General features: G+C 67.7%; 24 protein-coding genes, 1 tRNA gene and 1 pseudogene. 20 read left to right on the top strand and 6 right to left on the bottom strand.

Going from position 1 to position 25,767, the window contains the following annotated elements; translation table 11 throughout:
* Positions 1 to 6: 6 nt before the first annotated feature.
* From rbsC to rbsD, 3 genes are read right to left on the bottom strand one after another with little or no spacing between them, the layout of a single operon-like run.
* Positions 7 to 954 (bottom strand): ribose ABC transporter permease, encoded by a 948-nt coding sequence (rbsC, locus tag ACPEES_RS07090; RefSeq protein WP_435102495.1) that lies wholly within the window; start codon positions 952 to 954, stop codon positions 7 to 9.
* Complete coding sequence (locus tag ACPEES_RS07085; RefSeq protein WP_435102493.1) at positions 951 to 2,459, bottom strand: sugar ABC transporter ATP-binding protein; 1,509 nt, start codon at positions 2,457 to 2,459, stop codon at positions 951 to 953. The genes rbsC and ACPEES_RS07085 overlap by 4 nt, the downstream gene beginning before the upstream one ends.
* Before the next feature lie 7 nt (positions 2,460 to 2,466).
* Positions 2,467 to 2,886, bottom strand: coding sequence for a D-ribose pyranase (gene rbsD, locus ACPEES_RS07080; protein WP_435102491.1), 420 nt, complete (start codon positions 2,884 to 2,886; stop codon positions 2,467 to 2,469).
* A 163-nt stretch (positions 2,887 to 3,049) separates the two neighbouring features.
* Between rbsD and ACPEES_RS07075 the strand changes: the two genes are divergently transcribed.
* Positions 3,050 to 3,125 (top strand) — tRNA-Ala (locus tag ACPEES_RS07075).
* Between the two features lie 311 nt (positions 3,126 to 3,436).
* On the opposite strand, the gene ACPEES_RS07070 is transcribed toward ACPEES_RS07075, so the two are convergent.
* A complete protein-coding gene (locus tag ACPEES_RS07070; RefSeq protein WP_435102489.1) occupies positions 3,437 to 4,696 on the bottom strand; it encodes a uracil-xanthine permease family protein in 1,260 nt (419 codons plus the stop codon).
* A gap of 133 nt (positions 4,697 to 4,829) precedes the next feature.
* Positions 4,830 to 5,243: a group III truncated hemoglobin gene (locus ACPEES_RS07065; protein WP_435102487.1), complete on the bottom strand. Its 414-nt coding sequence runs from the start codon at positions 5,241 to 5,243 to the stop codon at positions 4,830 to 4,832.
* A gap of 141 nt (positions 5,244 to 5,384) precedes the next feature.
* Here ACPEES_RS07065 and mgrA point away from each other — a divergent pair, with 141 nt between their 5' ends.
* From mgrA to ACPEES_RS07050, 3 genes are all read left to right on the top strand, one after another.
* A complete protein-coding gene (mgrA, locus tag ACPEES_RS07060) occupies positions 5,385 to 6,416 on the top strand; it encodes an L-glyceraldehyde 3-phosphate reductase (protein WP_435102485.1) in 1,032 nt (343 codons plus the stop codon).
* 128 nt (positions 6,417 to 6,544) lie between these two features.
* Complete coding sequence (locus ACPEES_RS07055; protein ID WP_435102482.1) at positions 6,545 to 7,147, top strand: DUF1326 domain-containing protein; 603 nt, start codon at positions 6,545 to 6,547, stop codon at positions 7,145 to 7,147.
* A 3-nt stretch (positions 7,148 to 7,150) separates the two neighbouring features.
* Positions 7,151 to 7,945, top strand: coding sequence for a DUF2182 domain-containing protein (locus ACPEES_RS07050; protein WP_435102480.1), 795 nt, complete (start codon positions 7,151 to 7,153; stop codon positions 7,943 to 7,945).
* A gap of 11 nt (positions 7,946 to 7,956) precedes the next feature.
* On the opposite strand, the gene ACPEES_RS07045 is transcribed toward ACPEES_RS07050, so the two are convergent.
* On the bottom strand, positions 7,957 to 8,394 hold the full coding sequence (locus ACPEES_RS07045) for a nucleoside deaminase (protein WP_435102477.1): 438 nt from the start codon (positions 8,392 to 8,394) through the stop codon (positions 7,957 to 7,959).
* Between the two features lie 224 nt (positions 8,395 to 8,618).
* On the opposite strand from ACPEES_RS07045, the gene ACPEES_RS07040 reads away from it, so the two are divergent.
* From ACPEES_RS07040 to ACPEES_RS06965, 16 genes and pseudogenes are all read left to right on the top strand, one after another.
* Positions 8,619 to 9,395, top strand: a complete 777-nt coding sequence (locus ACPEES_RS07040; RefSeq protein ID WP_435102475.1) for an ADP-ribosylglycohydrolase family protein — start codon at positions 8,619 to 8,621, stop codon at positions 9,393 to 9,395.
* A gap of 199 nt (positions 9,396 to 9,594) precedes the next feature.
* Positions 9,595 to 9,789 carry a hypothetical protein gene (locus ACPEES_RS07035; protein ID WP_435102473.1) on the top strand — a complete coding sequence of 65 codons (195 nt, stop codon included), beginning with the start codon at positions 9,595 to 9,597 and terminating at the stop codon, positions 9,787 to 9,789.
* A 118-nt stretch (positions 9,790 to 9,907) separates the two neighbouring features.
* Positions 9,908 to 10,882, top strand: coding sequence for a TRAP transporter substrate-binding protein (locus ACPEES_RS07030; RefSeq protein WP_435102471.1), 975 nt, complete (start codon positions 9,908 to 9,910; stop codon positions 10,880 to 10,882).
* Positions 10,879 to 11,553 carry a TRAP transporter small permease gene (locus ACPEES_RS07025; RefSeq protein ID WP_435102469.1) on the top strand — a complete coding sequence of 225 codons (675 nt, stop codon included), beginning with the start codon at positions 10,879 to 10,881 and terminating at the stop codon, positions 11,551 to 11,553. Before ACPEES_RS07030 ends, ACPEES_RS07025 begins: the two co-directional genes overlap by 4 nt.
* Before the next feature lie 4 nt (positions 11,554 to 11,557).
* A complete protein-coding gene (locus ACPEES_RS07020; protein ID WP_435102467.1) occupies positions 11,558 to 12,820 on the top strand; it encodes a TRAP transporter large permease in 1,263 nt (420 codons plus the stop codon).
* A 71-nt stretch (positions 12,821 to 12,891) separates the two neighbouring features.
* Positions 12,892 to 13,650: an SDR family NAD(P)-dependent oxidoreductase gene (locus tag ACPEES_RS07015; RefSeq protein WP_435102465.1), complete on the top strand. Its 759-nt coding sequence runs from the start codon at positions 12,892 to 12,894 to the stop codon at positions 13,648 to 13,650.
* Positions 13,651 to 13,720: 70 nt separating this feature from the next.
* Positions 13,721 to 15,214: an aldehyde dehydrogenase family protein gene (locus ACPEES_RS07010; protein WP_435102463.1), complete on the top strand. Its 1,494-nt coding sequence runs from the start codon at positions 13,721 to 13,723 to the stop codon at positions 15,212 to 15,214.
* Between the two features lie 116 nt (positions 15,215 to 15,330).
* Complete coding sequence (locus tag ACPEES_RS07005) at positions 15,331 to 16,725, top strand: UbiD family decarboxylase (RefSeq protein WP_435102461.1); 1,395 nt, start codon at positions 15,331 to 15,333, stop codon at positions 16,723 to 16,725.
* Entirely contained in the window at positions 16,722 to 17,306 is a 585-nt protein-coding gene (locus ACPEES_RS07000; protein ID WP_435102459.1) for a UbiX family flavin prenyltransferase, read from the top strand. Before ACPEES_RS07005 ends, ACPEES_RS07000 begins: the two co-directional genes overlap by 4 nt.
* Positions 17,285 to 17,593 (top strand): hypothetical protein, encoded by a 309-nt coding sequence (locus tag ACPEES_RS06995; RefSeq protein WP_435102457.1) that lies wholly within the window; start codon positions 17,285 to 17,287, stop codon positions 17,591 to 17,593. Before ACPEES_RS07000 ends, ACPEES_RS06995 begins: the two co-directional genes overlap by 22 nt.
* Before the next feature lie 187 nt (positions 17,594 to 17,780).
* Positions 17,781 to 20,777 (top strand): xanthine dehydrogenase family protein molybdopterin-binding subunit, encoded by a 2,997-nt coding sequence (locus ACPEES_RS06990; RefSeq protein WP_435102455.1) that lies wholly within the window; start codon positions 17,781 to 17,783, stop codon positions 20,775 to 20,777.
* Positions 20,774 to 21,583 carry an FAD binding domain-containing protein gene (locus ACPEES_RS06985; RefSeq protein WP_435102453.1) on the top strand — a complete coding sequence of 270 codons (810 nt, stop codon included), beginning with the start codon at positions 20,774 to 20,776 and terminating at the stop codon, positions 21,581 to 21,583. Before ACPEES_RS06990 ends, ACPEES_RS06985 begins: the two co-directional genes overlap by 4 nt.
* 3 nt (positions 21,584 to 21,586) lie before the next feature.
* Positions 21,587 to 22,102, top strand: a complete 516-nt coding sequence (locus ACPEES_RS06980) for a (2Fe-2S)-binding protein (RefSeq protein WP_435102451.1) — start codon at positions 21,587 to 21,589, stop codon at positions 22,100 to 22,102.
* Entirely contained in the window at positions 22,095 to 23,627 is a 1,533-nt protein-coding gene (locus ACPEES_RS06975; RefSeq protein WP_435102449.1) for an AMP-binding protein, read from the top strand. The genes ACPEES_RS06980 and ACPEES_RS06975 overlap by 8 nt, the downstream gene beginning before the upstream one ends.
* A 28-nt stretch (positions 23,628 to 23,655) precedes the next feature.
* Positions 23,656 to 24,459, top strand: a complete 804-nt coding sequence (locus tag ACPEES_RS06970; protein WP_435102447.1) for an enoyl-CoA hydratase/isomerase family protein — start codon at positions 23,656 to 23,658, stop codon at positions 24,457 to 24,459.
* A gap of 31 nt (positions 24,460 to 24,490) precedes the next feature.
* Positions 24,491 to 25,761: pseudogene (locus ACPEES_RS06965) on the top strand (benzoate/H(+) symporter BenE family transporter).
* Positions 25,762 to 25,767 lie beyond the last annotated feature (6 nt).

Raw genomic sequence — 25,767 nt, 5'->3', positions numbered from 1 at the left:
CTCCCATCACTGTTGCGGCTTGGTACGGCTGTCCACCAGGACGGCCAGAAGAATGACGGCGCCTTTGGCGATCATCTGGAAGTACGAGGACACGTCCAGAATATTGAGGACGTTGTTGAGCACGCCGATGACGAGAGCGCCGATCAGCGTGCCGAAGATCCGGCCGCGTCCACCCATTAGGCTGGTGCCGCCGATCACCGCCGCGGCGATGGCGTCGAGCTCATAGCCGAAGCCCGCGTTCGGTTGCGCCGAGCCCAGACGCGCGGTGAGGATGATGCCGGCGAGGGCGGCGCAGGTGCCGGAGACCGCGAACACCGCGATCTTGATGGCGTTGACGTTGATACCGGACAGTCGCGCGACTTTCTCGTTGCCGCCGACGGCGTAGACGTAGCGGCCGAAGCGGGTGTGGTGAAGTACGGCCCAGCACACGGCGTATACCGCGAACATGAGGTAGATGGGCACCGGGATGCCGAGCCAGTAGCCACCGCCGATGAACCAGAACAGGTCGGCGGCCTCGGTACTGCCGATGCCTACCGGGCGGCCGTCGGTGAACACCAGTGTCGCCCCCCGGAGCATGGTCATGGCGACCAGCGTGGCAATGAACGCCTGGACGCGGCCGTAAGCCACCACCACCCCGGAGACCGCCCCGATGAGCGCCCCGGACGCCAGGGCGATCGGTACGCTCGCGGCCACCGAAAGGCCCGAGGCAGTCATCGTCGCCGCGAATGCGCCGGTGAGTGCGAGCACCGAGCCAACGGAGAGATCGATACCCGCGGTGAGGATCACGAAGGTGACCCCCATCGCGATGATCGCGTTGATGCTCGTCTGCCGCAGGATGTTGAGCGCGTTGTCCACGCTGAAGAAGTGCGGGCTGAGCACGGCGCTGATCGTCGCCAGCAGCAGGAGTGCGAACAGGGCCTTGTTGTCTACCAGGGTGCGGGTCGCGGCATTCATGTCTCAGGGCCTGGTTGCGGGTTCGTGGGAAAGTCGGCGGCGGCGCCCATGATGCGCTCCTGGGTCGCCTCGTCGCGGGGGTATTCGGCGCTCACGCGCCCGCCGGCGAGCACGATCACGCGGTCGGCGATGCCGAGCAGCTCCGGCATGTCCGAGGAGATCAGCAGGACACACTTGCCCTGACGCTTGAGCGCGTTGATCAGCAGATAGATCTCGCGCTTGGCGCCCACGTCGACGCCACGTGTGGGCTCGTCGAGAATGACGATTTCCGGTTCCGGCATAAGCGCCTTGGCGAGCGAGACCTTCTGCTGGTTACCCCCCGAGAGTGTCTCCAGCGGGTTGGCGGTGTCGGCTACCTTGACGTGGAATCGGGTGACCGCGTCCGCCACCGCCTGGTTCTCCGCGCCGTGGTCGATGACCCCGAGGCGCGAGAAGCGAGGCAGGGCGGTGAGCGAGAGGTTCATGGCCACGGACTGGGCGAGCAATAGCCCCTCCTGCTTGCGGTCCTCGGGCACGTAGACGATGCCCGCGCGCAGCCCGTCACGCGGTGAACGGGGGCGACACGCGCGGCCGTCGACTTCGATACGCCCGGCGTGGATGCGGGCTTCGCCGCAGATCGCCTTGGCCATTTCCGTACGCCCGGCACCCATCAGGCCACCGAAGCCCACGACCTCGCCGGCGCGGGCTTCGAACGTCACGTCCTGGACGCCGGGCGCACACAGGCCGTCTACCCGGACCTTCACCGGGCCGGGCTCCGCCGACTCGTAGGGGTAACGGTCAGCAAGCTCGCGGCCGACCATGTGCTGGATGAGTGCGTCCTCGTCGAGGGAGGTGGTCGGTCCTTCGTGTACCAGACGGCCGTCACGAAGCACCGCGATGCTGTCGCACAGGTCGAAAATCTCCGCGAGTCGGTGGCTGATGAACACCACCGCCTTGCCGTTGTGGCGCAAACGCCGGATGACTCCCTGGAGGATGCGTGTTTCCACGTCGGTGAGCGCGTCGGTGGGCTCGTCCATGATGATGATGCGCGCATCGATGGATAGCGCCCGGGCGATCTCCACCATCTGTTGCTGGCCGACCGCGAGCTGCGAAACCGGCGCGCGCGGATCGATGGGCTGCTCGAGGGCGTCGAGTAGCTCATCGGCCTCGGCGAATAGCCGTCGCCAGGCGATCGTCCCGAGTGGGGTCCTCGGTTCGCGGCCGAGAAAAATGTTCTCCCCGGCGCTGAGCGTTGGCACCAGGTTGAGTTCCTGGTGGATCGTGGCGATGCCGGCGTCCATCGCCTCACGGGGATTGGCGAAGCTCACCGGTTCGCCGTCGAGGCGCATGGTGCCAGCGTCGGCGCGATGAATGCCGGCCAGTATCTTCATCAGCGTGGACTTGCCCGCGCCATTCTCCCCCGCGAGGGCATGTACCCGGCCGGCCTCCAGGTGAAAATCCACATCCTGGAGAACCTTCACGCCGGAGAATGCCTTGCTGATACCGGTCAGTTCGAGCAGGGCCATGGCGCGATCAGAAGGGTACGCCGCTGGTGAGCAGCACGTTCGCGAAAGGCGTGCACTCACCCGTGCGGACGACAGCCCGGGCGCCGGCGAGGCGCACCTTGAACACGTCGTGGTCGAGATAATCGACGTGCGCTCCGGTGTCGATACCCGCGACGGCCCCGGCGAGCCGTTCCGTGGTGACGTCGTGCAGGCCGGGGCTCGCCGTCTTCATCTCCGTGGCCAGCAACGCCCGCTCGACGCAAAGCTCGTCGAGCACGGCTTCGAGCACGTCGACAAAGCCGGGAACGCCGGGCCGGACGGCGAGATCGATGCGCGGTGTGCCCGGCGGGATCGGCAGGCCCGCATCGGCGATGGCGAGTGTATCCGTGTGCCCCATCTCCGCGACCACGCGAGCAAGCGGGGCGTTCAACAGGCCGTGCTTTCTCACCCGGCTCTCCTCCCAAGTGACTATTGTGATGTCAAAGGTTGTGGCTAAGACCGTAGCGCAACGCAAACGTTTGCGCAAACGTTTGCGTTGCGCTTGGAGCAGTCGCAGTTCCGGGGTTGCGAAATCCAGGGGGGATCGGTAGAGTTTCGCCTTCAGCACAAGAGGGGCTATAGCTCAGCTGGGAGAGCGCCTGCATGGCATGCAGGAGGTCGGCGGTTCGATCCCGCCTAGCTCCACCAAACAGATGAGAAAGGGGCGGCCGTCGACGGCCGCCCCTTTCTTCGTTCCGCCCCCGCTTCCTAACCTATCGACAAGTATTGCCATGCCTCAGAGCTGCACAACGGCGCCCTTTGGGCGCTCGTCGGCGCGCCTGTGGGCAGCGTCGCTCGTCGTCATGCAGATCTTGCTACACCGCGCGCCTCGCGCCCCTGATCATCGAGGCCACTGACTCGGGATGTCGCGAGCCCATTGTGGCGGCATACCGACGAGCCGTGTCGAAGCGAACAGGCGCGCTGAAGAACGCCGAGTCATGGCGATACTTGTCGAAAGGTTAGTAATGGGCGTGTTCCCGCCATCGCTGCGCGCTCGGCAGAACGATGTTGAGCGCCACCGCCACCACGCTGCATAGCGCGATGCCTTCCAGCGCCACCTCGCCGCGGCCGAAGGCCATGCCGCCGATGCCGAATACCAGGGTCACGCCGACGATCACCAGATTGCGGGCGACCGAAAGGTCCACCTGGTGGCGGATCAGGGTGTTCAGCCCCACCACCGCGATGGAGCCGAAGAGCAGGCAGAGAATGCCGCCCATCACGGGCACGGGAATGCTCTGGAGCACGGCGCCGAACTTGCCGATGAACGCCAGTGCGACGGCGAACGCCGCCGCCCAGGTCATCACACGGGGATCGAAATTGCGCGTGAGCATCACCGCGCCGGTCACTTCCGAGTACGTCGTGTTCGGCGGTCCGCCGAGCGCCGCGGCGGCCGAGGTGGCGAGTCCGTCGCCGAGCAGCGTGCGATGCAGCCCCGGGCGCTGGATGTAATCGCGCCCGGTGACGGTGCCGATGGCGAGCACGTCGCCGATGTGCTCGATCGCCGGGGCAATCGCCACCGGCAGCATGAACGCGATGGCACGCCAGTCGAATGCGGGCGCCGTGAACGCCGGTACCGTGAGCCACTGGGCTTCGGCAATGGTGGTGGTGTCGACGACGCCGTAGAAGAAGCTCAGCACATAGCCGGCCACCACGCCGAACAGGATCGGGATCAGCCGCAGCAGGCCGCGGCCCAGCACGGCGACGACGATGGTCACCACGAGCGAGGTCATGGAAATGACCATGGCGTCGGCATAGGGCACCAGCTGATCGGCGCCGTCGCCGCTTTGCCCCATTGCCATGTGGACCGCCGTGGGGGCGAGTCCCAGGCCGATCACCATGATAACCGGTGCGATCACCACCGGCGGCAGGTAGCGGTTGATGAAACCGGATCCTCGGGCGCGCACCGCGCCGGCCAGCGCGATGTAGAACAGACCAGCCGCCATCAGCGAGCCCATGGTGGCAGCCAGGCCGAACTGCTGCTTGGCGGCGATGATCGGGGCAATGAAGGCAAATGACGAGGCGAGAAACACCGGCACCTGCCGGCTTGTGACGAGCTGGAAGAGGAGGGTGCCGGCGCCTGCGGTGAACAACGCCACGTTCGGGTCCAGGCCCGTGATCAGGGGCATGAGCACCAGAGCCCCGAATGCGACCAACAACATTTGTGAGCCCGCGAGCGCCTGTCGCCACACGGGTTGCCGAGTGGAATCGTTATCGTGCATGCAGTGTTGCCCCCCAACGTATCGTGCGTTCGCACGCGTGCAGTGATCCCAAGGGTGGAATCCGGTTGGGGCGCAATGGTGCCGGGCCGCCCCGGGGGGCGCAACGCCCGGAACCGGTCGATGATGCGGCGTATCAGGCGCGGCGGGCGTTCGGTACCAGCGTATCCGGCGAGAACTGGGCGAGCATGCGGATGGAGCGGCCCATGTGCTCAGCGCGGGCGAACCAGGCTTCGGCGAGCTCGCCGGGCAGATGGTCGTCGAGCACAGCACGAAAGAGGGCCAGCCAGTCATCCACCAGCGCATCGGTGATGCCGAGGCTCATGTGCGCCGGTCCGACGCGGAACTCGTCGTCACGGTAACGTTCGCCGCCGAGAGACAGCCACCAGAAGTGGGTCAGGCGTGCCTTGTGCTCGGGCCAGTCGGTCACCCGGCGGAACGGCTCGGCGAGGGTGGGGTGGCGCTGGATTCGGTCGTAGAAGTCGTCGACGACCGCGCGGATCCGCGCGTGTCCGATCTGTTCGTGGGTGTCACGCAGGCGTTCCGGCACGGGGCACTCCGAATCAATATGGAAAATCCATGTTTGCACGACACGGCGACAACGTCCACCGGTGCCCCGTGGTGTGCACCAATGCCGGGGATGGACTGGTAGTATGCGACACACTTTGCGTACCAGGCCGAGGAGGAGATGATGGTCTATCTAGCGGACGAAGCGCGTTACGAACGCATGCCTTACGCACACTGCGGCCGCAGCGGGTTGCAGCTGCCGCGCATCTCCCTCGGCCTGTGGCAGAATTTCGCCGGCGACAAGCCGTTCAACGAAATCCGGGAGATGCTCTGCTATGCGTTCGATCAGGGTGTCACCCATTTTGACCTTGCCAATAATTACGGTCCTCCGCCGGGCGCGGCCGAAGAGAACGTGGGGCGGCTGCTCAAGCGCGAGCTCGCGCCGTATCGCGAAGAGCTCGTGATCTCGACCAAGGCGGGCTACCGCATGCAGCCGGGTCCCTACGGCTTCGGCGGTTCACGCAAGTATCTGCTGGGCAGCCTGGACGCCTCCCTCACGCGCCTCGGCCTCGACTACGTGGACATTTTCTATTCCCACCGCTTCGATGCGGACACGCCACTGGAAGAGACCATGGGGGCGCTGGCGAGCGCGGTGCAGCAGGGCAAGGCTTTGTACGTGGGCATCTCCTCGTACTCCGCGCGCAAGACCGCGGAGGCGGCGACGTTGCTGCGCGAGATGGGCGTGCCCTGCCTGATCCACCAGCCGTCGTATTCCATGCTGAACCGCTGGATCGAGGACGATGGCCTGCTCGACGTGCTCGCCGAGGAGGGCATGGGCTGCATCGCCTTCTCGCCGCTCGCCCAGGGGCTGCTCACCGACAAGTACCTGGACGGTGTGCCCGAGGACTCCCGGGTGAAGACCGGCAAGGCGTTCTCCGAGTCGTTCCTCACGCCGGAAAACCTGGAGAACGTGCGCGCGCTGAATACCATTGCCCAGCGCCGCGGACAGACGCTTGCGCAGATGGCGATCGCCTGGGTGCTTCGCGACCCGCGGGTAACCTCCACCATCATCGGTGCGAGCCGGGTGGCACAGATCGCCGACAGCCTGAAGGCACTGGAGCGTCTCGACTTCAGCGAAGAGGAGCTCGCCGAGATCGATCGCTACGCGACCGACGGCGGTCTCAACGTCTGGCAGGCATCCAGCGACGCCGGCTGAGGAGGGCGACCGCTTGGCGGAAATGGCCAGGCGATGCCGCATTTGGCCCTTACGTAACGGCAATGCCGCGCGCACACTGACAGCGTCCCACCGTGGTGACGCGTCGTTGCGGCGCGGGGAGGAGGGTCATGGGTTACCGCCTCAGTGGCAAGCTGCTCGAGGTCTGCACCTGCGAGGTGCTGTGCCCGTGCTGGATCGGGGAGGACCCGGATCGGGGCACCTGCGATGCATCCCTTGCCTACCATTTCGAAAGCGGTGATGTCGACGGGGTCGATGTTTCCGGCGTGACTGTCGCGTATGCCACTCACATCCCGGGCAATGTGCTCGCCGGGAACTGGCGTCTGTGTGTCTACATCTCCGATAACGCCACCGACGAGCAACAGACCGCGCTGCTCGCCGCGGTCACCGGCGAGCGCGGCGGACCGCTGGCGGATCTGGCGCAACTGGTGGGGGAAGTCGTCTCCGTCGAACGGGTCCCGATTCGTTTCGACGTGAGTGAAGGCCGGGGCACGTACAGGGTCGGCGACGTGGTGGATGCGGACATCGAGCCTTACCGGGGGCCGAGTGGTGAGCCCACGCAGCTGGTGGAGAGCGTCTTCTCTACCATTCCCGGTTCGCCGGCGTTTGTCGGCAAGGCGTTGACGTTTCGCATGCGTAGCCCGCGTCTCGGTCTCGACGTGGACTTGCGCGATCACAACGCGATCCAGGGTGATTTCCACTTCGAGGCGTGAAGTGTGCATCCTCTGCATCGCTGGAGCCTCGCGGCCGTCGTCCTACCGCTCTGCCTGGCGGCGTGGGGGGTGCTGTGGATCTGGGATCGCAGTCCCTATGGCCGCTTTCTCGAGCACGGGGGCTGGACCGAGGTAAGCTTCGGGGCGTTGTGCTCGGTGGCGCCGGGGGGTTCGGCGGCGTTGGCCGCCGCGCTCTATGTCGGCGGCTGGGTGCTGATGTGCGCGGCGATGATGCTGCCGACCACGCTGCCGCTGCTGGTGCTCTTCCACCGCGCCAACGCCCGCGCGCGCTGGCGCCGCTTGCGCACGGCGATGGTCGTGGCGGGCTACCTCATTGCCTGGCTGGTTTACGGTGTGGTGGCGCACGCGGCTGACTGGCTCGTGCATACCGGGGTGACCGCCGTGCCCTGGCTGGTCGTCAACGGTTGGGTCATCGGGGCCGCCGTCCTGGCCGTCGCCGGTGCGTTTCAGTTCTCGTCGCTGAAGTACCAGTGTCTGGACAAGTGCCGTACGCCGCTGGCGTTGGTCATGCGCCATCAGGGGCGGCGCCGCGGCGCGCTCGCGCCACTGGGGCTGGGGCTGTGGCATGGCGTCTACTGCGTGGGCTGTTGCTGGGCACTCATGTTGCTGATGTTCGCGGTCGGCACGAGCAGCCTCGGATTGATGTTCGCGCTGGGGGTGTTCATGGCCGTGGAGAAGAACTTGCCCGGCGGCCGGCGCGTAGGCAAGCCCATCGGGGCGGCACTGCTCGCCGGCGCCGCGGTCACCGTCGCTGCGCAGGTGCCCGTGGCGGTGTGAGAAGCATCATCTCACTCACCGATGTCCTCGTGCCAGAGCTCGGGATGCTCGTCGATGAACGCCACCATGAGGGCCCGGCATTCATCGTTGGCCATGACGGTCACCTCCACGCCCCGCGAGATCAGGTAATCCTCGGGGCCCTGGAAGGTGGTGTTCTCACCGATCACGACTCGGGGGATGCCGTAGAGCAGAATGGCGCCACTGCACATGTCGCAGGGCGAAAGCGTGGAGTACAGGGTGGCCCGGCGATAGTCCGCGGCTGTCAGGCGCCCGGCATTCTCCAGGCAGTCCATCTCGGCGTGCAGCACCACGCTCCCGCGCTGGGTGCGCTGGTTGTGCCCACGGCCGACGATGCGGTCGTCGAGTACCAGCACGGAGCCGATGGGAATACCGTTTTCGGTCAGCCCTTTCCTGGCCTCGTCGATAGCCGCTTGCAGGAATTCGTCCATGTAACTGTCCTCCTACGGTCGGCGCCATGTCGTCTGATTGAAAACGTGTGTCGTCCGCTTGCGACGAGGGCCTATCGTGCCGGCCGCGGCCTGCGGTCGCTGAACGGAACGGCGGATTGTGTGTCCCGCCGAACAGTGTATGTGAGCACCACCTTAGCGCCATGACCGCGCCCTGTGCTTTACTGTGGGCTGTCAGTTGACGCGCGCAAGCGAGCGAGGCGGTCATGCTGGGAGCCATCGCCGGTGACGTGATCGGGTCAGTGCACGAAGGCGCTGGCACCAAGGTCAAGGAGTTCCCGCTGTTCACGGCCGCTTCAACCTTCACTGACGACTCCGTACTCACCGTCGCTGTGGCCGACTGTCTCGTCAACGGCGGTGACTATGCGGACTGCTTTCACCGCTATTTCCATGCCTATCCCGATGCCGGATTCGGGCTCGGTTTCGCCCGCTGGGCGATGACGCGCGCACGCGAGCCGTACAACAGTTTCGGTAACGGTTCGGCCATGCGCGTCAGCCCGGTGGGGTACGCCTTCAACACCCTGGAGGAAACCATCGAGGAGGCCCGGTGCAGTGCGGCGGTCAGTCACGACCATCCGGAAGGCATCCGCGGGGCCCAGGCAGTCGCCGCCGCCGTCTTCCTGGCACGCACCGGTCACGACAAGCCGTTGATTCGCGCCGAGCTGGAGCAGCGCTTCGGCTACGACCTGCGCCGGCGGCTCTCGGAAATCCGGCCCCGCTACCGCTTCGACGTGAGCTGCCAGGGCTCGGTGCCGGAGTCCATCATCGCCTTTCTCGAGAGCGAGGACTACGAGGACGCGGTGCGCAACGCCATCTCCCTCGGTGGCGATGCCGATACCATGGCCTGCATTGCCGGGGCCATCGCTGAAGCCTACTACGGCGGCGTGCCGCCGGCGGTCGCCGAGGAGACCCGCGGCCGTCTCGACCGGCCTTTGTGCCAGGTCGTCGAGCGCTTCGAGAGTTGCTACGGGACGCCGCTTTAGGGCTGCAGCGCAGCGACAGCGCCCGGCTATCGTCACCATCGGGCGATTCAGTTCCACGGGTGCGCGGGTGACGGCCAACGTTCGTGGGGTGGCCCAGACAGCGGGGAGTTATCCCCATGCCCGGCAATTGCCTGACCAACGCCGCGGGCGCCCCCGTCGGCGACAACCGGAATTCCCGCACGGCGGGTCCAGGAGGCCCGTGCGTCTCGAAGATCATCACCTGCTCGAGGGCATGGCGCACCTCAACCGCGAGCGCAACCGGGAAGCGCGCACCTATTACCGCGACGGGTTCATGCGCACCGACAGCGTGTGGCCGTACCCGCGGGGGCCCGGGTGGCGCCTGTTGCCACCGTCGCCCCGCCAAACCGTCAGACTCTCAGGCAAATATTCGTAGTGGCAGGCAAAGCTTTCGTTGCCGTCCGGTCGTAGCGTGGTCGCAAGTCCGGTGCCCGTGCCACGGGGTATCGGCTGTAACACGCGAACAACGAACCGAACGTTTGGGAGGAGATGCTATGTCACGCCGTTGCCGCCGGTGGGTGGCCGGGGTCTTTGCGCTTGCATTGTGCACCGGCGCCGACGCCAAGGATTTCAAGCTGGGCCTGATCGTGCCCGGTTCCCATGCCTGGTCCCAGGCCGCGGAGCGGATGGGCGAGGCACTCGAGAAGCGTTCGGACGGGGAACACACCGTCAGTATTTTTCCCTCCGGGCAGCTCGGCGACGAGTCGCAGATGATGCGCCAGCTCCAGACCGGCGCCCTGGACATGGCGTTCCTCACCGTCGCGGAGATGTCCAATCGGGTTACCGATTTCGGTGCCCTCTACGCGCCGTATCTGGCCGACAACGTCGCCGAGGCGGACACGCTGCTGCATGCGGACACGGCTCAGGGGTTGCTGGAGCAGTTGCCGCGTAAGGCGGGGGTGGTCGGTATCGGCTACGGTATCGCCACCATGCGGTTGATGCTCACCACCTACGGGATCGACGACGTCGGCGATATCGACGGTCACAAGATGCGCATCACGCCGTTCGACCCCATCAAGGACTTCTACAACATCCTCGGGGCCGCCTCGACGCCGATGCCGCTCACCGACGTCTACGACGCCATGGCCAATGGTCAGGTCGACGGGGTGGACGCCGACATCGAGCTGGTCTGGAAGCTCAATCTCTACGATCACGCCGATACGCTGCTCTACTCCAACCATATGATGTTCCCCATGGTCGGGGTCGTCTCGGGCCGCGTATGGGCGAACCTCGGCGAGGCCGACCGCAAGCTCGTGCGCGAGGCCATGTCGGCGTCGCTGGACAGCTTGTTCGACCAGTACGTCGAAGTGACCGAGGAGATGCGTCGCAAGGTCGAGGGCACCGACGTCGAGATCATGGAAGTGGGCCCGGAGTTCTTCGGCGAGAAGCTCGACGTCTGGGAGCAGCGCTGGCGTGAGCGTACGCCGGTTCTGGAGGAACTGCGCGCGGATGCCGAGAGGCTGTTGTGAGCTTCGAGGCAACGAATACCCGGGAGGGACGCGTCGCAGCGGCGGCGCGTTCGACCGGGGGCGGTCACCGCTGCCGGTTGCCTCCCGTGGCATGGCTCGTGGGCGTCGATGACGTGGTCGGCCGCTGCGAGGCACGTCTTTGCCAGACGCTGGTGGCCGCGTTGCCGCTGATGATCCTGGTGAACGTGACGAGCCGTGCCATCGGCCAGCCGATCTTCTGGATGGATGAGCTCGCCATCTACACCATGGTCTGGCTCGCCATGATCGGCCTTTCGCTCACAGTGCACAATCGAGACGCTGTGGCGGTCACGCTGGTCCAGAACGTGGTCCCTGCGCGCCTGCGCCGCGCCCTGGTGGTGGTGGCCGATGCGGTGGTCGTCGCGTTTGCCGTTGCCCTCGGCTATCTCTCGTATCTGTGGTTCGATCCCGTCGGTCTCGCCCGCGCGGGCTTCGACGTCGCGGAGTTCTCCACGCAGACGTTCAACTACGTTTACCAGGAGCCCACCGCCACCCTGGGTGTTCCCAAATTCTGCTTCTGGCTGATCGTCCCGCTCGTGGCGGTCACCACCACCCTCCACGGGGTCAACAACCTCATCGCGAGCGTCACCGCCGCGGTGTCCGGCGTCGACGCCGAGGCGCGCACCGACGCGCGGGGCAACTCACTGGAGTAGCGCCATGGTCGCAAGCACGTTCCTGGCATTGCTGTTCGTGGGAGTGCCCATCGCCGTGGTGCTGGGCATCTCGGCGATGGTGTACATCGGCGTGAGCGGCAATGCCGTGCTGTATCTGTCGTTCCCGCAGCAGTTCTTCGGCGGGCTGGAGAAGTACGGCCTGCTCGCGATTCCGCTGTTCATGCTGGTCGGCGAGCTCATGAACGAGGGCGGCATCACCCGGCGGCTGGTCTCGCTCGCCTCGGCGTTCGTCGGTGCCGTGCGCGGCGGACTCGCCTACATCAACATTCTCGCCAACATGCTGCTGGCCTCCATCGTGGGTTCGGCGAATGCCCAGGTGGCGGTGATGTCGCAGGTCATGGTGCCGGCGATGCACGAGAAGGGCTACGACCGCGGTTTCGCGACGGCGACTACCGCCGCGGGCGCGCTGCTCGCCCCGGTCATTCCGCCGTCCATGCTCTTCGTCATCTACGGCGTTCTCGCCCAGATCTCCATAGGCGATCTGTTCATCGCCGGGATCATTCCGGGGTTGTTGATGGCGGTGGGCTTCATGGGCGTGATCGCGCTGCTGGGGTTCGTTTACAACTATCCCCCGGGCGAGCGCCTGACTCTCGCCGAGAAGGCCCGCAACGTGCTCGCCGGGCTGCCGTCCATGCTGGTGCCGGCGGTAATCATCGGCGGGATCATTGGTGGTTTGACTACCCCCACCGAGGCCGCTGCCCTCGGCGCGGCGATGGCGGTGGTGGTGGGCAAATACGCCCACGGCGAGATCCGCTTCGAGCGCATGGGCGCGATGCTGCTGCGGGTGGCCACCAACACGGCCGTGGTGCTGGTGCTGGTCGCCGCCGCCAACGTCTTCGGCTGGATCATCGTCTACGAGGAGCTTCCGCAGACGCTGACGGTCTATCTGCAGTCTCTCACCCAGGATCCGTTCCTGTTCATGCTGCTTATCAACGTGCTGCTGCTGGCGATCGGCACGGTCATCGACGGCATTGCGGCGCTCATCATCCTCGTGCCGATCCTCTTGCCGGTGGCGCAGTCGACCTACGGCATCGATCCGTTCCACTTCGGCGTGGTGATCTGCATCAACCTGGTGCTGGGGCTACTGACCCCGCCGGTGGGAGCGGCGCTGTACGTGGCCTCGCGGGTCACCGGCGTGAACCCGGGGGCGATCTTCAAAGCGCTGCTGCCGTTCCTGCTGGTGACCGCCGCGGTGCTCGTCGTCATCTCCTGGCAGCCGCACCTCGTGACCGTCTTCATCCAGTAACTGCCCCGGTGTTCCCGCGTTGATCGGAGGCACTCGGGCGAACACATCGAACCATCAGGAGGAGGGCTTCCATGGGCAAACTCCAGGGCCGCGTCGCCATCGTCACCGGCGGCGCTCAGGGTATCGGCGCCGAGTACTGCCGGGCGCTTGCCGAGGCGGGTGCGAAGATCGTCGTGGCGGACATTCTCGACGGCCAGGCAGTGGCCGGCCATATTGAGAAGGCGGGTGGAGAGGCGATGGCGCTCACGGTCGACGTCGGCGACGAGGTTTCGGTCATCGCCATGGTGGACGCCGTGGAGGCCCGGTTCGGCCGCATCGACATACTCGTAAATAATGCGGCGGTCTATGCCTCCCTCGCGCTCAAGCCGTTCACCGAGATCGACGTTGCCGAGTGGGACAGGGTGATGGCGGTGAACGTCCGCGGGCCGTTCCTGTGCGCTCGGACGGTGGTGCCGGTGATGCGGCGCAACCAGTACGGACGGATCATCAACATCGCCTCGGGCACCCCCTACAAGGGCACCCCCGGGATGCTGCACTACGTGAGCTCCAAGGGCGCGACCATCGCCTTCACCCGGGCGCTGGCCCGCGAGGTGGGCGAGGACGGCATCTGCGTCAACACCCTCTCGCCGGGACTGGTGCTGAGCGAGGGCGTGATGGGCAACGACAGCCTGCGCGAAACCCTCACCGAGCCCGTGCTCGCAAGCCGCGCGATCAAGCGTGACCAGCTACCCGAGGACCTCCTGGCTCCGCTGATTTTCCTGGCCAGCGACGATTGCGCGTTCATGACGGGGCAGTCGATGGTGGTCGATGGCGGCTCCGCCATGAACTGAACCGCCCGTCGGGCGGCGGTATTCCCGCAACACGTGCAGCCACGGCCCGGCCGTGGCGATGGAGGAGACAATGCAGCAGACAGCCCAGCACTGGATCGATGGGCAGTGGGCATCGGCGTTCAGCGGTGGCGAAGCGGACAGCCAGGACCCGGCGACCGGCAAGGCGATTGGCCGCTTCGCCGACGGTGGCCGGGAAGAGGCGGAGGCGGCGATCGCCAGCGCCCGTCAGGCCTTCTTTTACGGTGACTGGGCGGCGAGCCCGAGGCAGCGCGCCCAGGTACTGCTCGACTACGCCGATGCCCTGACGAGCCGGCGGGACGGGCTTGCCGAGCTGCTCACGCGCGAGACCGGCCGGCTGCTGGGAGCCGCGCGCGCGGAGATCGACGGCGCCATCTCCGAGCTCCGGTTCTACGCGGGGCTCGCGCGCACGGTCTTCGGGCGGGTTTCCGAGGTGGAGCCCGGCACGTACTCGCTGCTTACCCGCGAGCCTGCCGGCGTCGCCGGAATTATCGTCCCCTGGAACGCGCCTGCCATCCTGCTGGTGCGCTCCCTCGCGCCCGCCATGGCGGCCGGGTGCACCAGCGTGATCAAGCTCGCGCCGCAGTCGTCGCTGTGCCAAACCGCGTTTCTCGCGCCGTTGTACGAGCAGACGTCGCTGCCGCGCGGCGTGGTCAACTCCGTATGCGGTACCGGCAACGAGGCTGGCGAGACGCTGGTGGCCTCGCCGGATGTGCACGTCATCAGCTTCACCGGCAGCAGCGCAGTGGGCAAGCGCATCATGGCCGCCGCGGCCGGCACCATGAAGCGGCTCAACCTGGAGCTCGGGGGGAAGGCGCCCTGCGTGGTGTTCGACGATGTCGACGTACAGGCCGTTGCGCCGCGGCTCGCCGCTGCGGCTACCATCCTCTCCGGTCAGCAGTGCACCGCCGCCGACCGGGTTCTGGTCCACGAGAGCCGGGCCACGGAGATGCGGGAGGCGCTTGCCGAGGCGCTGTCGGCGTTGGTGGTGGGGCCCGGTGACGATGCCGCGAGCCAGATGGGCCCCCTCATCGATCGGGCGAGCCGCGACCGCGTGGCCGCGATCGTCGACGACGCCGAGCGCTACGGCGAGGTGATCCTGCGTGGATGCATTCCGGATGGAACGCTCGCTGACGGCACCTTTCTCACGCCGAGCCTGATCGCGGTCAGCGACCTCTCCGCGCCCATGGTCCAGGAGGAGTTCTTCGGGCCCGTGGTCAACCTGGAGACCTTCGCCGACGAGGCGGATGCGGTGGCGCGGGCCAACGCCACGCCCTTTGGCCTGGCGGCGAGCGTGTGGACCGCCGATGCCGCACGGGGCCGCCGGGTGGCGCGGGCGATCCGTAGCGGCACCGTGTGGATCAATGACCACAACAAGCTCTTCGCCGAGGCCGAGACCGGCGGCTTCGGCGAGAGCGGGGTAGGGCGGCTGCACGGCGCCGAGGCGATGGCCGAGTTCCTGGAGACCAAGCACATCTACGAGACCGTCGGGCACATCGAGCCCGCGGTGTTGCACCCACACACCAGCGATCGGACTCCGGGGTAAAAGGCCGGCGTCCGGTGCAATGCCTCGTGTCGATCATCGACTTGCGATTTGAAGTAACGACAGGGCAGTGGCCACGTCACGGTTACGGTGCCGCGCCCTCCTGGAGGAGAGAGTCCATGCCTGACGAGACGCGCCCGGTAACCGGCCTGCGCGAATGGCTGCGCCGGCTTGCCGACAGCGGCCGCCTGAGCGTGGCGCGCCCCGGTACGCCCCTCGTCTACCGCCTAGCCGCCCTCGCCAAGCGCCTGGACGGCCGGCAGGCGACGGTCTTTCCCGAGCCCGACGGCCACCCCATTCCGGTGATTTCGGGGCTCGTGTCCTCCCGGGCGTGGATCGCCGAGGCCATGGGCGTGCCGGAATCCCGGGTGCTCGAGTGCTACGAGGCCGCCGCCGAGGCGCCGGTGCCCTGGCGGGAAGTCTCCGATGCGCCGGTGCAGGCCGAAGTGCACCGCGAGGTGGATCTGACCCGTCAGCTGCCGGTGCCCACCCACAATGAACACGACAGCGGCCCCTATATCACGGCGGGGTTGCTGCTCGCGCGCAATCCGCGCACCGGTGTGCAGAACGTCTCCATCAACCGCTGCCAGATCAGCGGTCCGGACCGTATCGGCGTGTTGATTCTGCCGCGGCACGCGCACGCGTTCTACCAGATGGCCGAGGCCGCCGAGGCGCCCCTCGAGGTGGCGGTGGTGGTGGGGGTCGACCCGATGACGCTGCTCGCCTCCCAGGCGATCGTGCCCATCGATCACGATGAGCTGGAGATTGCCGGTGCACTGCGCGGCGAGCCGCTGGAGACGGTCAAGTGCGTGACCAACGAAGTGCGTGTGCCCGCCGCCGCCGAGATTGTCATCGAGGGGCGCCTGCTGCCGCAGGTGCGCGAGCCGGAAGGGCCGTTCGGCGAGTTCCCCCAGTACTACGGCCCGCGTGACGACCGTCACGTGATCCAGGTGGATGCGCTCACCCACCGGTACGCGCCGCTGTTTCACACCATCGTCGGCGGTGGCCTGGAGCACTTGTGGCTCGGCGCCATTCCGCGGGAGGCGACGCTGCTCGGGCATCTGCAACGCAGCTTCCCGGGTGTGGCGGACGTGCACCTGCCGGTGGGCGGTGTCTGCCGCTATCATCTGGTGGTGCAGCTCGACAAGCGCCAGGAAGGCGAGGCGAAGAACGTCATCATGGGGGCGTTCGCCGGCCACTATGACATCAAGCAGGTCGTGGTCGTGGACCGCGACGTCGATATCCACGACCCGGACCAGGTGCAGTGGGCCATCGCCACCCGCTTTCAGGCTGACCGCGACCTGGTGGTGATCCCGGAGGCGCAGGGCTCGAAGCTCGACCCGTCGGCTCGGAACGGCATCAGCGCGAAGATGGGTGTGGACGCCACGGTGGCGCTGGCGGCCGATCCGTTCGAGTTCACCCGCATCCGTGTACCGGATGAGGACAAGGTCGATCCCGACGCCCAGCTGGATCCGGACGGGTTGAACTGGCTTCGGCGGAAGCTTGGGGAATGAGTGCCACGACCTCGCGTCCGCGCATGATCGTCGGCATCACCGGCGCCTCGGGCACGGTGTTCGGTGTGCGCCTGCTCGAACGGCTGCGTGAGATGAATGTCGCGGGCCACCTGGTGATGAGCCGGGCCGCTCACCTCACATTGCACTACGAGCTGGGCATGAAGCCGGCGGCGGTTCACGCCCTGGCCGACACGGTCTACCCGGTCGAGGACGTGGGCGCGGCGATCTCGAGCGGCTCCTATCGCACCCTGGGCATGATCATCGCGCCGTGCTCCATGAAAACGCTCGCGGAGATCGCCACCGGTGTCACCGGCAACTTGCTGAGCCGCGCGGCGGACGTGGTGCTCAAGGAACGCCATCGGCTCGTGTTGCTCGCACGGGAGACACCACTGAACGCGGTACACCTGCGCAACATGCTCACGGTCACCGAGATGGGCGGTATCGTCGTGCCGCCGGTACCGGCCTTCTACAGCCAGCCGCAATCCCTCGACGACATGGTCGAGCACATCGTCGGCCGCAGCCTCGACCTGTTTGGCCTGGACACCGGCGAGGTGCGGCGATGGGGGGCATCGCCGGCATAGATAGCGCCGGCAAAGCGAGCTCCGCCGGAGCTGGCTGGGGCGAGCAGGTGCTGGGCACCATCGGCGCCGATGAGCGGACGATCAGCGACGATGGCGGCAGCAACACGTTCACGGATCTCTCCATCGTGAACCCCACCTCCCCGGCCGGGCGCGTGGATCCCTCGAGTCATGCCTCGCGGTTGTCCGGCGATCACGGAGATCGCGGAGACCACGAAGCGGCACTTACGCGTCAGGTGCCGTGGACCACGCTGTCGGTGTCGCCGCGCGGGCCCGACGGGTTGCCCTGACACTGACAGTCCGCCTGCTGCCGCCACCGGCGGCGCGCAGGCCGGTGCCTTTCAGACTCTCGGGCAAATCCCCGGACTGTTGTGCAGATATTCAGGCCCCGCGGCAATGCCCCGCGGCCGGGTCAACCGTAACCTTTTGCCCACGTGGCGCGCATTCCGGTTCGAACGGCGCCATGGGAGGAGAGAGATGGAAGCCCTTCGAGAGGTCGAGCGCGAGGTTCGGCAAAGCGAGATCGGCCGTTCCCGGGAGCGGGTGGAGGACGACGCGCTGCTGCGCGGCGCCGGCCGCTACGCCGACGATCTCGCCGTGCCCCCCGGCACCCTGCAGGCGGCCGTCCTGCGCTCGCCCCACGCCCATGCGCGGATTCGCGCGCTGGACTCCAGCGCCGCGCTCGCCGTCGACGGCGTGCACGCGGTGCTCACCGGCGAGGACGTGACCGCCTGGGCGGCGCCGTTTCCGGTGGGCGTGCGCGAGCCCATGGAGCACTGGTGCCTCGCCGTGGAACGGGTACGCTACGTCGGCGAGCCGGTGGCGGTGGTGGTCGCCGACGACCGCTATATCGCCGAGGATGCCCTGGAGCACATCGATGTCGACTACGAGCTGCTCGCCCCGGTGATCGATCCGGAGGCCGCCACCGAGGCCTCGGCGCCGGTGCTCCACGAGGGTGTCGGCGCCAATGTGGTGAGCGAGCGCCACTTCCGCTACGGTGAGCCCGAGGAGGCGTTCGCCGCGGCCGACCACCACGTCTCGCTCGAGGTGCGCTACCCGCGCAATTCCTGCACCCCCGTCGAATGCTACGTGGTGCTGGCGAGCTACGACGTCGCCGCCGGTGCCTACGACGCGACGGCGAACTTCCAGGGGCCGTTTGCGCTGCACTCGGTGATGGCGCGGGCGCTCAAGGTGCCGGCCTCGCGGCTGCGCCTGCGCACGCCGGCGGACTCCGGCGGCAGCTTCGGCATCAAGCAGGGTGTCTTCCCGTACGTCGTGTTGATGGCGCTCGCCGCCCGCAAGGCGGGGGCGCCGGTGAAGTGGGTGGAGGACCGCCTGGAGCATCTCCAGGCCGCTTCGTCCGCGACCAACCGGGTGAGCGAGATCGAGGCGGCAGTGACTGCGCACGGGCGCGTCACCGCCTTGCGCTACAACCAGATCGACGACTGCGGCGCCTACCTGCGCGCACCGGAGCCGGCGACGTTCTACCGTATGCACGGCACCATGACCGGCGCCTACGACATCCGTCATCTCGCCGTGCGCAACCGCGTGGTGCTCACCAACAAGACGCCCACCGGTCTCAACCGCGGCTTCGGCGGGCCGCAGGTGTACTACGCGCTCGAGCGGTTGATGCAGCACATCGCCGTCACGCTCGATCTCGATTCGCTCGAAGTGATCCGGCGCAACCTCGTGCCCGCCGACGCCTTCCCGTACCGCGCACCGGCGGGCTCGCTGCTGGATTCCGGCGATTATCAGGCCGCCGTGGATCTCGCGGTGCGCCAGGGTGGCTTGCAGAGCCTGCGCGAGCGCCGCGACGCCGCCCGCCGGGAGGGCCGGCTCTACGGCATCGGCCTGTGCGCGGCGGTGGAGCCGTCCATCTCCAACATGGGCTACATCACCACGGTGATGCCCCCCGAGGAGCGGCGCAAGGCCGGCCCCAAGAACGGCGCCGTGAGCACCGCGACGGTGAGCGTGGACCCACTGGGGGCCGTGAGCGTGCACGTCTCTTCCACGCCCCAGGGGCAGGGGCACCGCACCGTTGCGGCCCAGGTGGTCGCCGACGTGCTGGGCATCCCGTTCGAGTCGATCACGGTCAACGTCGAGCTGGATACGCAGAAGGACCCGTGGTCCATCGCCTCCGGCAATTACTCCAGCCGGTTCTCGGGGGCCGTCGCCGGAGCCGTGCACAAGGCGGCGGTGCGGGTGCGCGAGCGTCTCGCCGACATCGCCGCGCGGCAATTCGGCGTCGAGGCGGCGGCTATCCGATTTGCCGACGGCCGCGTACACGTCGATGGCGGCGACGAAACCTCGGTGTCGTTCCACCGCGTCGCCGGCACGGCGCACTGGTCGCCCGCCCTGTTGCCGGAGAGCGAGCCCGGCGGCCTGCGCGAGACCGCGTTCTGGACGCCGCCGGAGCTCGCCGCCCCCGACGAGGGCGATCACATCAACAGTTCGTTGTGCTACGGCTTCGTGTTCGATTTCTGCGGGGTGGAGATCGACCCGGTAACCGGGCGGGTGCGCCTGGACCGCTACGTCACCCTCCACGACCCGGGCCGCATCCTCAACCCCGAGCTGGTGGACGGTCAGGTCCGCGGCGGCTTCGCCCAGGGTCTGGGTGCCGCGCTCATGGAGGAGCTCGCCTACGGCGAGGACGGCAGCTTTCTCGCCGGGACGCTGGCGGATTATCTCATTCCCACCGCCATGGAGGTGCCCGAGCCGGTCATCCTCCACATGGAGACGCCGTCGCCGTTCACGCCTCTCGGTGCCAAGGGCGTGGGCGAGGGCAACAACATGAGCACGCCGGTGTGCATTGCCAATGCCGTGGCCGACGCGCTGGGCCGCGCGGACATCGAGCTGCCGCTCACACCCGCCCGCGTGCGTGCACTGATCGGCATCGACGAGCCGCCACCACCGGCGGGACTGGAACCCGCGGCGTCGCCTGCCGCGGGCGGTTCCTCGCTGAGCGCCAGCGACTCGGTGGAGCTGCCCGCGCCGCCGGAGACCGTGTTCGCCAGGATGCTGGAGCCGCAGACCCTCGCGGCGATCATTCCCGGCTGCCACCACCTGCAGGCGGTGGGGGAGAACGCCTACCGCGCCGACGTCACCGTGGGTGTGGGCATGATCCGCGCGCGCTACGAGGCGAGCGTGACCCTGAGCGATCTGGATCCGCCCCACGCGTTGCGTCTCTCCGGTGTGGGCAAGAGTGCCATGGGTACCGCCGAGGGCAGCGCGCGGGTGCGTCTGACCGCCCTCGATAACGGCGGCACGCGGCTTGACTACGACTACGAGGCCGCCATCGGCGGCAAGTTCGCCTCGGTGGGCGGGCGCATGCTCCAGGGCGCCGCCCGTGTGATCGTGGGCCAGATCTTCAGCCGCCTCGCCGCGGAGCTCGATGGCGGACGGGCGTCGTCGCCGTGGCGCCGCGTCGTCGACACGATTGCCCGCTTGCTGGGCGGCAGGGGAGGGCGCTCATGAAGCCTGCCGCATTCGACTACGCACGCCCCCGGACACGCCGCGAGGCGATCGATCTGCTCGTCGACGCCGGCTCGCAGGCGCGCATCCTCGCCGGCGGCCAGTCGCTGATGGCCGTGCTCAACATGCGCCTCGCCGAGCCGGGGCTCGTCATCGATATCACCGGCGTCGACGATCTCCACTACATCGAGGAACGCAACGGCGCACTGTGCGTCGGCGCGGCCACGCGCCAGGCGGAGCTCGCCGCCCATCCCGGGCTCGCCGAGCGCGTGCCGCTGGTGGCACGGGCCCTGCCGTGGGTAGGCCACTTCCAGACACGCAATCGCGGCACCGTCTGCGGTTCCATCGCACACGCCGACCCCAGCGCCGAGCTGCCGCTGTGCCTGGCGAGCCTCGGTGGCGAGGTGGTGCTCGAGACCCGGCGCGGGCGACAGCGCGTCGTGCCCGCCGCCGAGTTCTTCCAGGGCGTGCTGACCACCGCCCGCGGCCCGGAGGAGCTGATCATCGAGGTGCGCTTCCCCCTGGTCCGGACGGGCGTCGATTACCGCTTCACCGAGGTGGCCATGCGCCACGGCGACTTCGCCATCGTCGCGCTCGCCGCGGCGCTCGATCCCGACCAGGTCCGGCTCGGTGTCGGTGGCGTCGCCGACCGGCCCGTCGTGCAGACGCTGCCGCGGGCCGACGGCCTGGCGGACGCCCTCAATGAGCTCGCCTGGGCGCTGGGAGCGGAGGACGACCCGCACGCCTCGGCCGCATACCGCCGCCAGCTCGTCCGTGAGCTGGGATATCGACTGGTGACGGAGGGTTAGCAGGTGCTCAAGGTCCAGGCCAACACCACCCATCGCGTGCGCCTGACCCTGAACGGGCGGGCGCGCAGCGGCAACGCGCAGTCGCGCACGCTGTTGAGCGACTTTCTCCGCCACGAGCTGGGAGCCACAGGCACTCACGTGGGCTGCGAGCACGGCGTCTGCGGCGCCTGCACGGTGCTGGTGGACGGCGTCGCCTCGCGTTCGTGCCTGATGCTCGCCGTTCAGGCCCACGAGCGTCGCGTGGATACCGTCGAGTCCCAGGCGGAGGGTGACGGTCTGGGCGATCTCCAGGCCGCCTTTCGACGCAACCATGCCCTGCAGTGCGGTTTCTGCACGGCGGGGATTCTCAATTCCTGCGCCGATTTTCTCGGCCGGGAGCCCAACCCCAGCGAAGCGCAGGTGCGCGACATGCTCTCCGGTCACCTCTGCCGGTGCACCGGGTACACGGGCATCGTGCGCGCCGTCCTCGAAGTCGCCGCCGAGCGGCGTGGGAGTCAGGAGGAGAGGAGCGATGTTTGATCTCGGACGCAGTCTGCTGGCAACGGTGGAGCGCCGTCCCGGCGCGCTCGCCGTCAGCGACGGGGACCGGCGGCTTACCTATGCCGAGTGGTTCTCGCATATCCAGTGCGTCGCCCACGGCCTGGAGAGCCTGGGCGTGGGGCAGGGCGACCGCCTGCTCGTGGTGATGCAGAACCGCTGGCAGATGGCGACGCTGCACTGGGCCTGCCAGTTCGCGGGGGTGATCGTCACCCCGCTCAACTGGCGGTCGAAGCCCGAGGAGATCGATTACTGCATTCGTGACGCCGAGGTGTCGGCGATCGCCTTCGACGATGCGGCCGCCGACGCGGTGCGCCGGTGCGCGGCCGCGAGCCGTCTGCCCCAGGTGGTGGTCGACGGCGTGGAGGCACCCGGCGCAACGGCATTCTCGGAGCTCGCGGCGGCCGTGCCCACCGCAACCATGCTGCGCGCGAACGCCGAGGACATCTCGTTGATGCTCTACACCTCGGGCACCAGTGGCCGGCCCAAGGGCGTGCCGCGCCGTCACCGTGCGGAGCGCGCGGCCGCGCTCGCGCACGTGGCGCAGAATCTCTACGGCCACGGCGAGTGCACACTCGGCGTGATGCCGCTCTACCACACCATGGGCGTGCGCTCGCTGCTCGCCATGGCGCTGGTGGACGGGCACTTCGTCTGCGTGCCCCGCTTCGACGCCGGCGCGACGCTGGATGCCATCGAGCGTGAGGGCGTCACCAACCTCTACCTGGTGCCGACGCTCTACCACATGCTCCTCGAGCACGAGGGCTTCGCCCGCGAGCGGGTGGCGAGCGTGGAGAAGATCGGTTTCGCCGGTGCGCCCATGAGCGCGGGGCTCATGCAGCGCGTGGAAGCGGCGTTCCAGCCGCGGCTATTCGTCAACCACTACGGCAGCTCCGAGATCTACACCTTCACCATCGACCAGCGGGCATCGGCCAAGCCCGGCTCTTCCGGGCGGGCGGCGCTCAACCAGCGCATCCGGGTGGTGCCCATCGGTGCGAAGAGCCCCGAGCAACGCTGCGGTGCGGGCGAGGAGGGCGAGATCATCGCCGACCTCGCCGGCGACGAGGCCTTCGAAGGCTACTGGAACCGCCCCGATGCCGACGAGAAGGCGCTGCGGAACGGCTGGTACTTCACCGGCGACACCGGTTACTTCGACGCCGACGGCGATCTTTTCGTCACCGGACGCGTGGACGATCTGATCATCACAGGGGGCGAGAACATCAGCCCCGTGGAAGTGGAGAACGCCCTGTCCACCCACCCCGCGGTGGCGGAGGTGGCAGTGGCGGGGCTGCCCGACGAGCAGTGGGGAGAGGTCGTCACGGCGTTCATCAAGCGCCGCGAGGCCGTGGACGAGGCGACGCTCAACGATCACTGCCTGGACTCCGGGCTTGCCAACTTCAAGCGTCCGCGGCGCTACGTCTTCGTCGAAGAGATCCCGAAATCCGCGGTGGGCAAGATTCTGCGCCGCGAGCTGGTGGCGCATCGCTACGAAGTGGAACGCGCCAGTTGAGCGCCGCATTCAGACATTAGGTAGAACGATGGATTACGAGAGCATTGAGAACTTCCTCGGGACCACCTTCGACGGCTTCCGCGTCGAGGTGGATGCCGCACGCGAGCGCGCCGACATCGTGCTCGACCGCCCGCCGCTGAACGTGGTCTCCATGCCCCAGCGCGATCAGCTCCGCCAGGTCTTCGAGGTTCTGGACGACCACCCCGGGGTGCGCGTGATCGTGCTGCGCTCCAACAGCGAGCACTTCTCCAGCGGCGGCGACATCAAGGGCTTCCTCGAGGCGTCGCCCGAGCACGTCTCCAAGCTCGCCTGGAACGTCGCCGCGCCCGAGCGCTGCGAGAAGCCGGTCATCGCCGCCAACCGCGGCTACTGCTTCGGCGTGGGCTTCGAGCTCTCGCTCGCCTGCGACTTCCGCATCGCAAGCGAGACTTGCCGCTATGCGCTGCCGGAGCAGAACCTGGGCCAGATTCCGGGCTCGGGCGGCTCGGCCCGGCTGCAGAAAATGATCGGCATCGCCCGCACCAAGCACATGGTCATGCGCGCCAAGCGCATCAGCGGCGAGCAGGCCCACGAGTGGGGCATCGCGGTCGAGTGCGTGGCTGATGCCGAGCTCGAGGCGGCCACCGACGCGCTGGTCGAGGAGCTCCGCGGCTTCTCGCCGCTCGCCCAGCGCACGGCGAAGCGCCTGTTGAACGATGGCGAGAACGCCACGCTGGCGACCGCCATCGAGCTCGAAGGGCACTGCTACAGCCGTCTGCGCGCCTCGGAGGACTTCCGCGAGGGCGTGGAGGCGTTCGGCGAGAAGCGCAAGCCGGAGTTCCGCGGCTGCTGATTCGGTGGCCTTACGCGGGGAGGAGAGGATCATGAGTATCGACAATCACGGCGATTCCACCATGGCCCCTACCGAGGGCAGCTTTCGCGCGGGCCTTGCCGCGCTGCCGCGAGCGCTCACGCTCAAGGCCTTCAGCGCCGGCACGGTGGCCGCCATCTTCGGCTGCTCGGGGCCGGCACTGATCGTCATCAGCGCGGCGGACTCGGGCAAGCTCAGCGGCGGGCAGACCGTGGCCTGGTTGTTTGCCGTGTACTTCCTCGGTGGACTGATCAGCCTGCTGATGGCCTTGCGGTACCGGCAGCCCATCACCGGTGCCTATTCCATACCTGGCGCGGCCATCATGGTAGGTGCACTGGCGAGCATCAGCTTCAACGAGGCGGTCGGCGCATTCATCATGAGCGGTGTGCTCGTGCTGTTGATCGGGTTGAGTGGGGTCGTCGGCCGGATCATGCGCTGGCTGCCGATGCCCATCGTCATGGCGATGATTGCCGGGGCCTTGATCCGCTTCGGTGTCGGCGCCGTCGAAGCAGTAGGTAACGCCCCCATCGTGGCCGGTTCCGCCGTTGTGGCGTTTCTGCTGGCCGCGCGTTTCGTGCGTGCGGTGCCGCCCGTGCTTGCCGCCCTGGTCGTGGGGCTCGCCACAGCCATCATGTCGGGGCTGCTGCAGCCGGCACAGGTGGATCTCGCCTTTACGATGCCGGCGTTTACCGCGCCGGCATTCACCCTGGATGGTTTCTTCGCCATCTCCGTCCCCCTGGCCGTGCTGGTGATCGGCGCCGAGAACGCTCAGGCCACCGGTGTGCTCATGGCCGAAGGGTATCGTCCGCCGGTCAATGCCATGACCGTGATCAGCGGTGTCGGCGGCATCCTGGCCGGGGCACTCGGCGGGCACAACGCCAACATTGCCGGCCCCATGACCGCGATCTGCTCCTCCGACGAAGCCGGTGACGACAAGAACAAGCGGTTCGCGGCCACCGTGATCAACGGTGTGCTCTTCGGCGGTTTCGGACTGGTGGCCGGCGCGGCGGTGCCTTTCGTGCTGGCCTTGCCAAGCCGCTGATCGCTGTGGTGGGCGGGCTGGCGATGGTCAGCGTTCTGTTGATCGCGTTCCAGCAGGCCTTCTCCAAACAGGCTGGCCACCAAATCGGCGCCTTCGTGGCACTGGTCGTGGCCATGAGCAACGTCAGTCTGCTGGGGATCAGCTCGCCCTTCTGGGCGTTGGTGTTCGGCGTGGTGGTATCGCTGGTGCTCGAGGGTCGATTGGTGCCCCCGGCGCCGGAGACACGGGTCGAACAGAACTGATCGATT

This window comes from Arhodomonas sp. AD133, from assembly GCF_051195215.1.
Classification (GTDB): Bacteria; Pseudomonadota; Gammaproteobacteria; order Nitrococcales; family Nitrococcaceae; genus Arhodomonas.
This window is presented reverse-complemented; position numbering and strand designations above follow the sequence as displayed.

Excerpts from the sequence above, each read along its gene's own strand:
- rbsC (WP_435102495.1), bottom strand. The coding sequence starts at position 954 with ATGAATGCCGCGACCCGCACCCTGGTAGACAACAAGGCCCTGTTCGCA.
- ACPEES_RS07085 (WP_435102493.1), bottom strand. The coding sequence starts at position 2,459 with ATGGCCCTGCTCGAACTGACCGGTATCAGCAAGGCATTCTCCGGCGTG.
- ACPEES_RS07070 (WP_435102489.1), bottom strand. The coding sequence starts at position 4,696 with ATGCACGATAACGATTCCACTCGGCAACCCGTGTGGCGACAGGCGCTC.
- mgrA (WP_435102485.1), top strand. The coding sequence starts at position 5,385 with ATGGTCTATCTAGCGGACGAAGCGCGTTACGAACGCATGCCTTACGCA.
- ACPEES_RS07055 (WP_435102482.1), top strand. The coding sequence starts at position 6,545 with ATGGGTTACCGCCTCAGTGGCAAGCTGCTCGAGGTCTGCACCTGCGAG.
- ACPEES_RS07045 (WP_435102477.1), bottom strand. The coding sequence starts at position 8,394 with ATGGACGAATTCCTGCAAGCGGCTATCGACGAGGCCAGGAAAGGGCTG.
- ACPEES_RS07040 (WP_435102475.1), top strand. The coding sequence starts at position 8,619 with ATGCTGGGAGCCATCGCCGGTGACGTGATCGGGTCAGTGCACGAAGGC.
- ACPEES_RS07030 (WP_435102471.1), top strand. The coding sequence starts at position 9,908 with ATGTCACGCCGTTGCCGCCGGTGGGTGGCCGGGGTCTTTGCGCTTGCA.
- ACPEES_RS07020 (WP_435102467.1), top strand. The coding sequence starts at position 11,558 with ATGGTCGCAAGCACGTTCCTGGCATTGCTGTTCGTGGGAGTGCCCATC.
- ACPEES_RS07015 (WP_435102465.1), top strand. The coding sequence starts at position 12,892 with ATGGGCAAACTCCAGGGCCGCGTCGCCATCGTCACCGGCGGCGCTCAG.
- ACPEES_RS07010 (WP_435102463.1), top strand. The coding sequence starts at position 13,721 with ATGCAGCAGACAGCCCAGCACTGGATCGATGGGCAGTGGGCATCGGCG.
- ACPEES_RS07005 (WP_435102461.1), top strand. The coding sequence starts at position 15,331 with ATGCCTGACGAGACGCGCCCGGTAACCGGCCTGCGCGAATGGCTGCGC.
- ACPEES_RS07000 (WP_435102459.1), top strand. The coding sequence starts at position 16,722 with ATGAGTGCCACGACCTCGCGTCCGCGCATGATCGTCGGCATCACCGGC.
- ACPEES_RS06995 (WP_435102457.1), top strand. The coding sequence starts at position 17,285 with ATGGGGGGCATCGCCGGCATAGATAGCGCCGGCAAAGCGAGCTCCGCC.
- ACPEES_RS06990 (WP_435102455.1), top strand. The coding sequence starts at position 17,781 with ATGGAAGCCCTTCGAGAGGTCGAGCGCGAGGTTCGGCAAAGCGAGATC.
- ACPEES_RS06985 (WP_435102453.1), top strand. The coding sequence starts at position 20,774 with ATGAAGCCTGCCGCATTCGACTACGCACGCCCCCGGACACGCCGCGAG.
- ACPEES_RS06975 (WP_435102449.1), top strand. The coding sequence starts at position 22,095 with ATGTTTGATCTCGGACGCAGTCTGCTGGCAACGGTGGAGCGCCGTCCC.
- ACPEES_RS06970 (WP_435102447.1), top strand. The coding sequence starts at position 23,656 with ATGGATTACGAGAGCATTGAGAACTTCCTCGGGACCACCTTCGACGGC.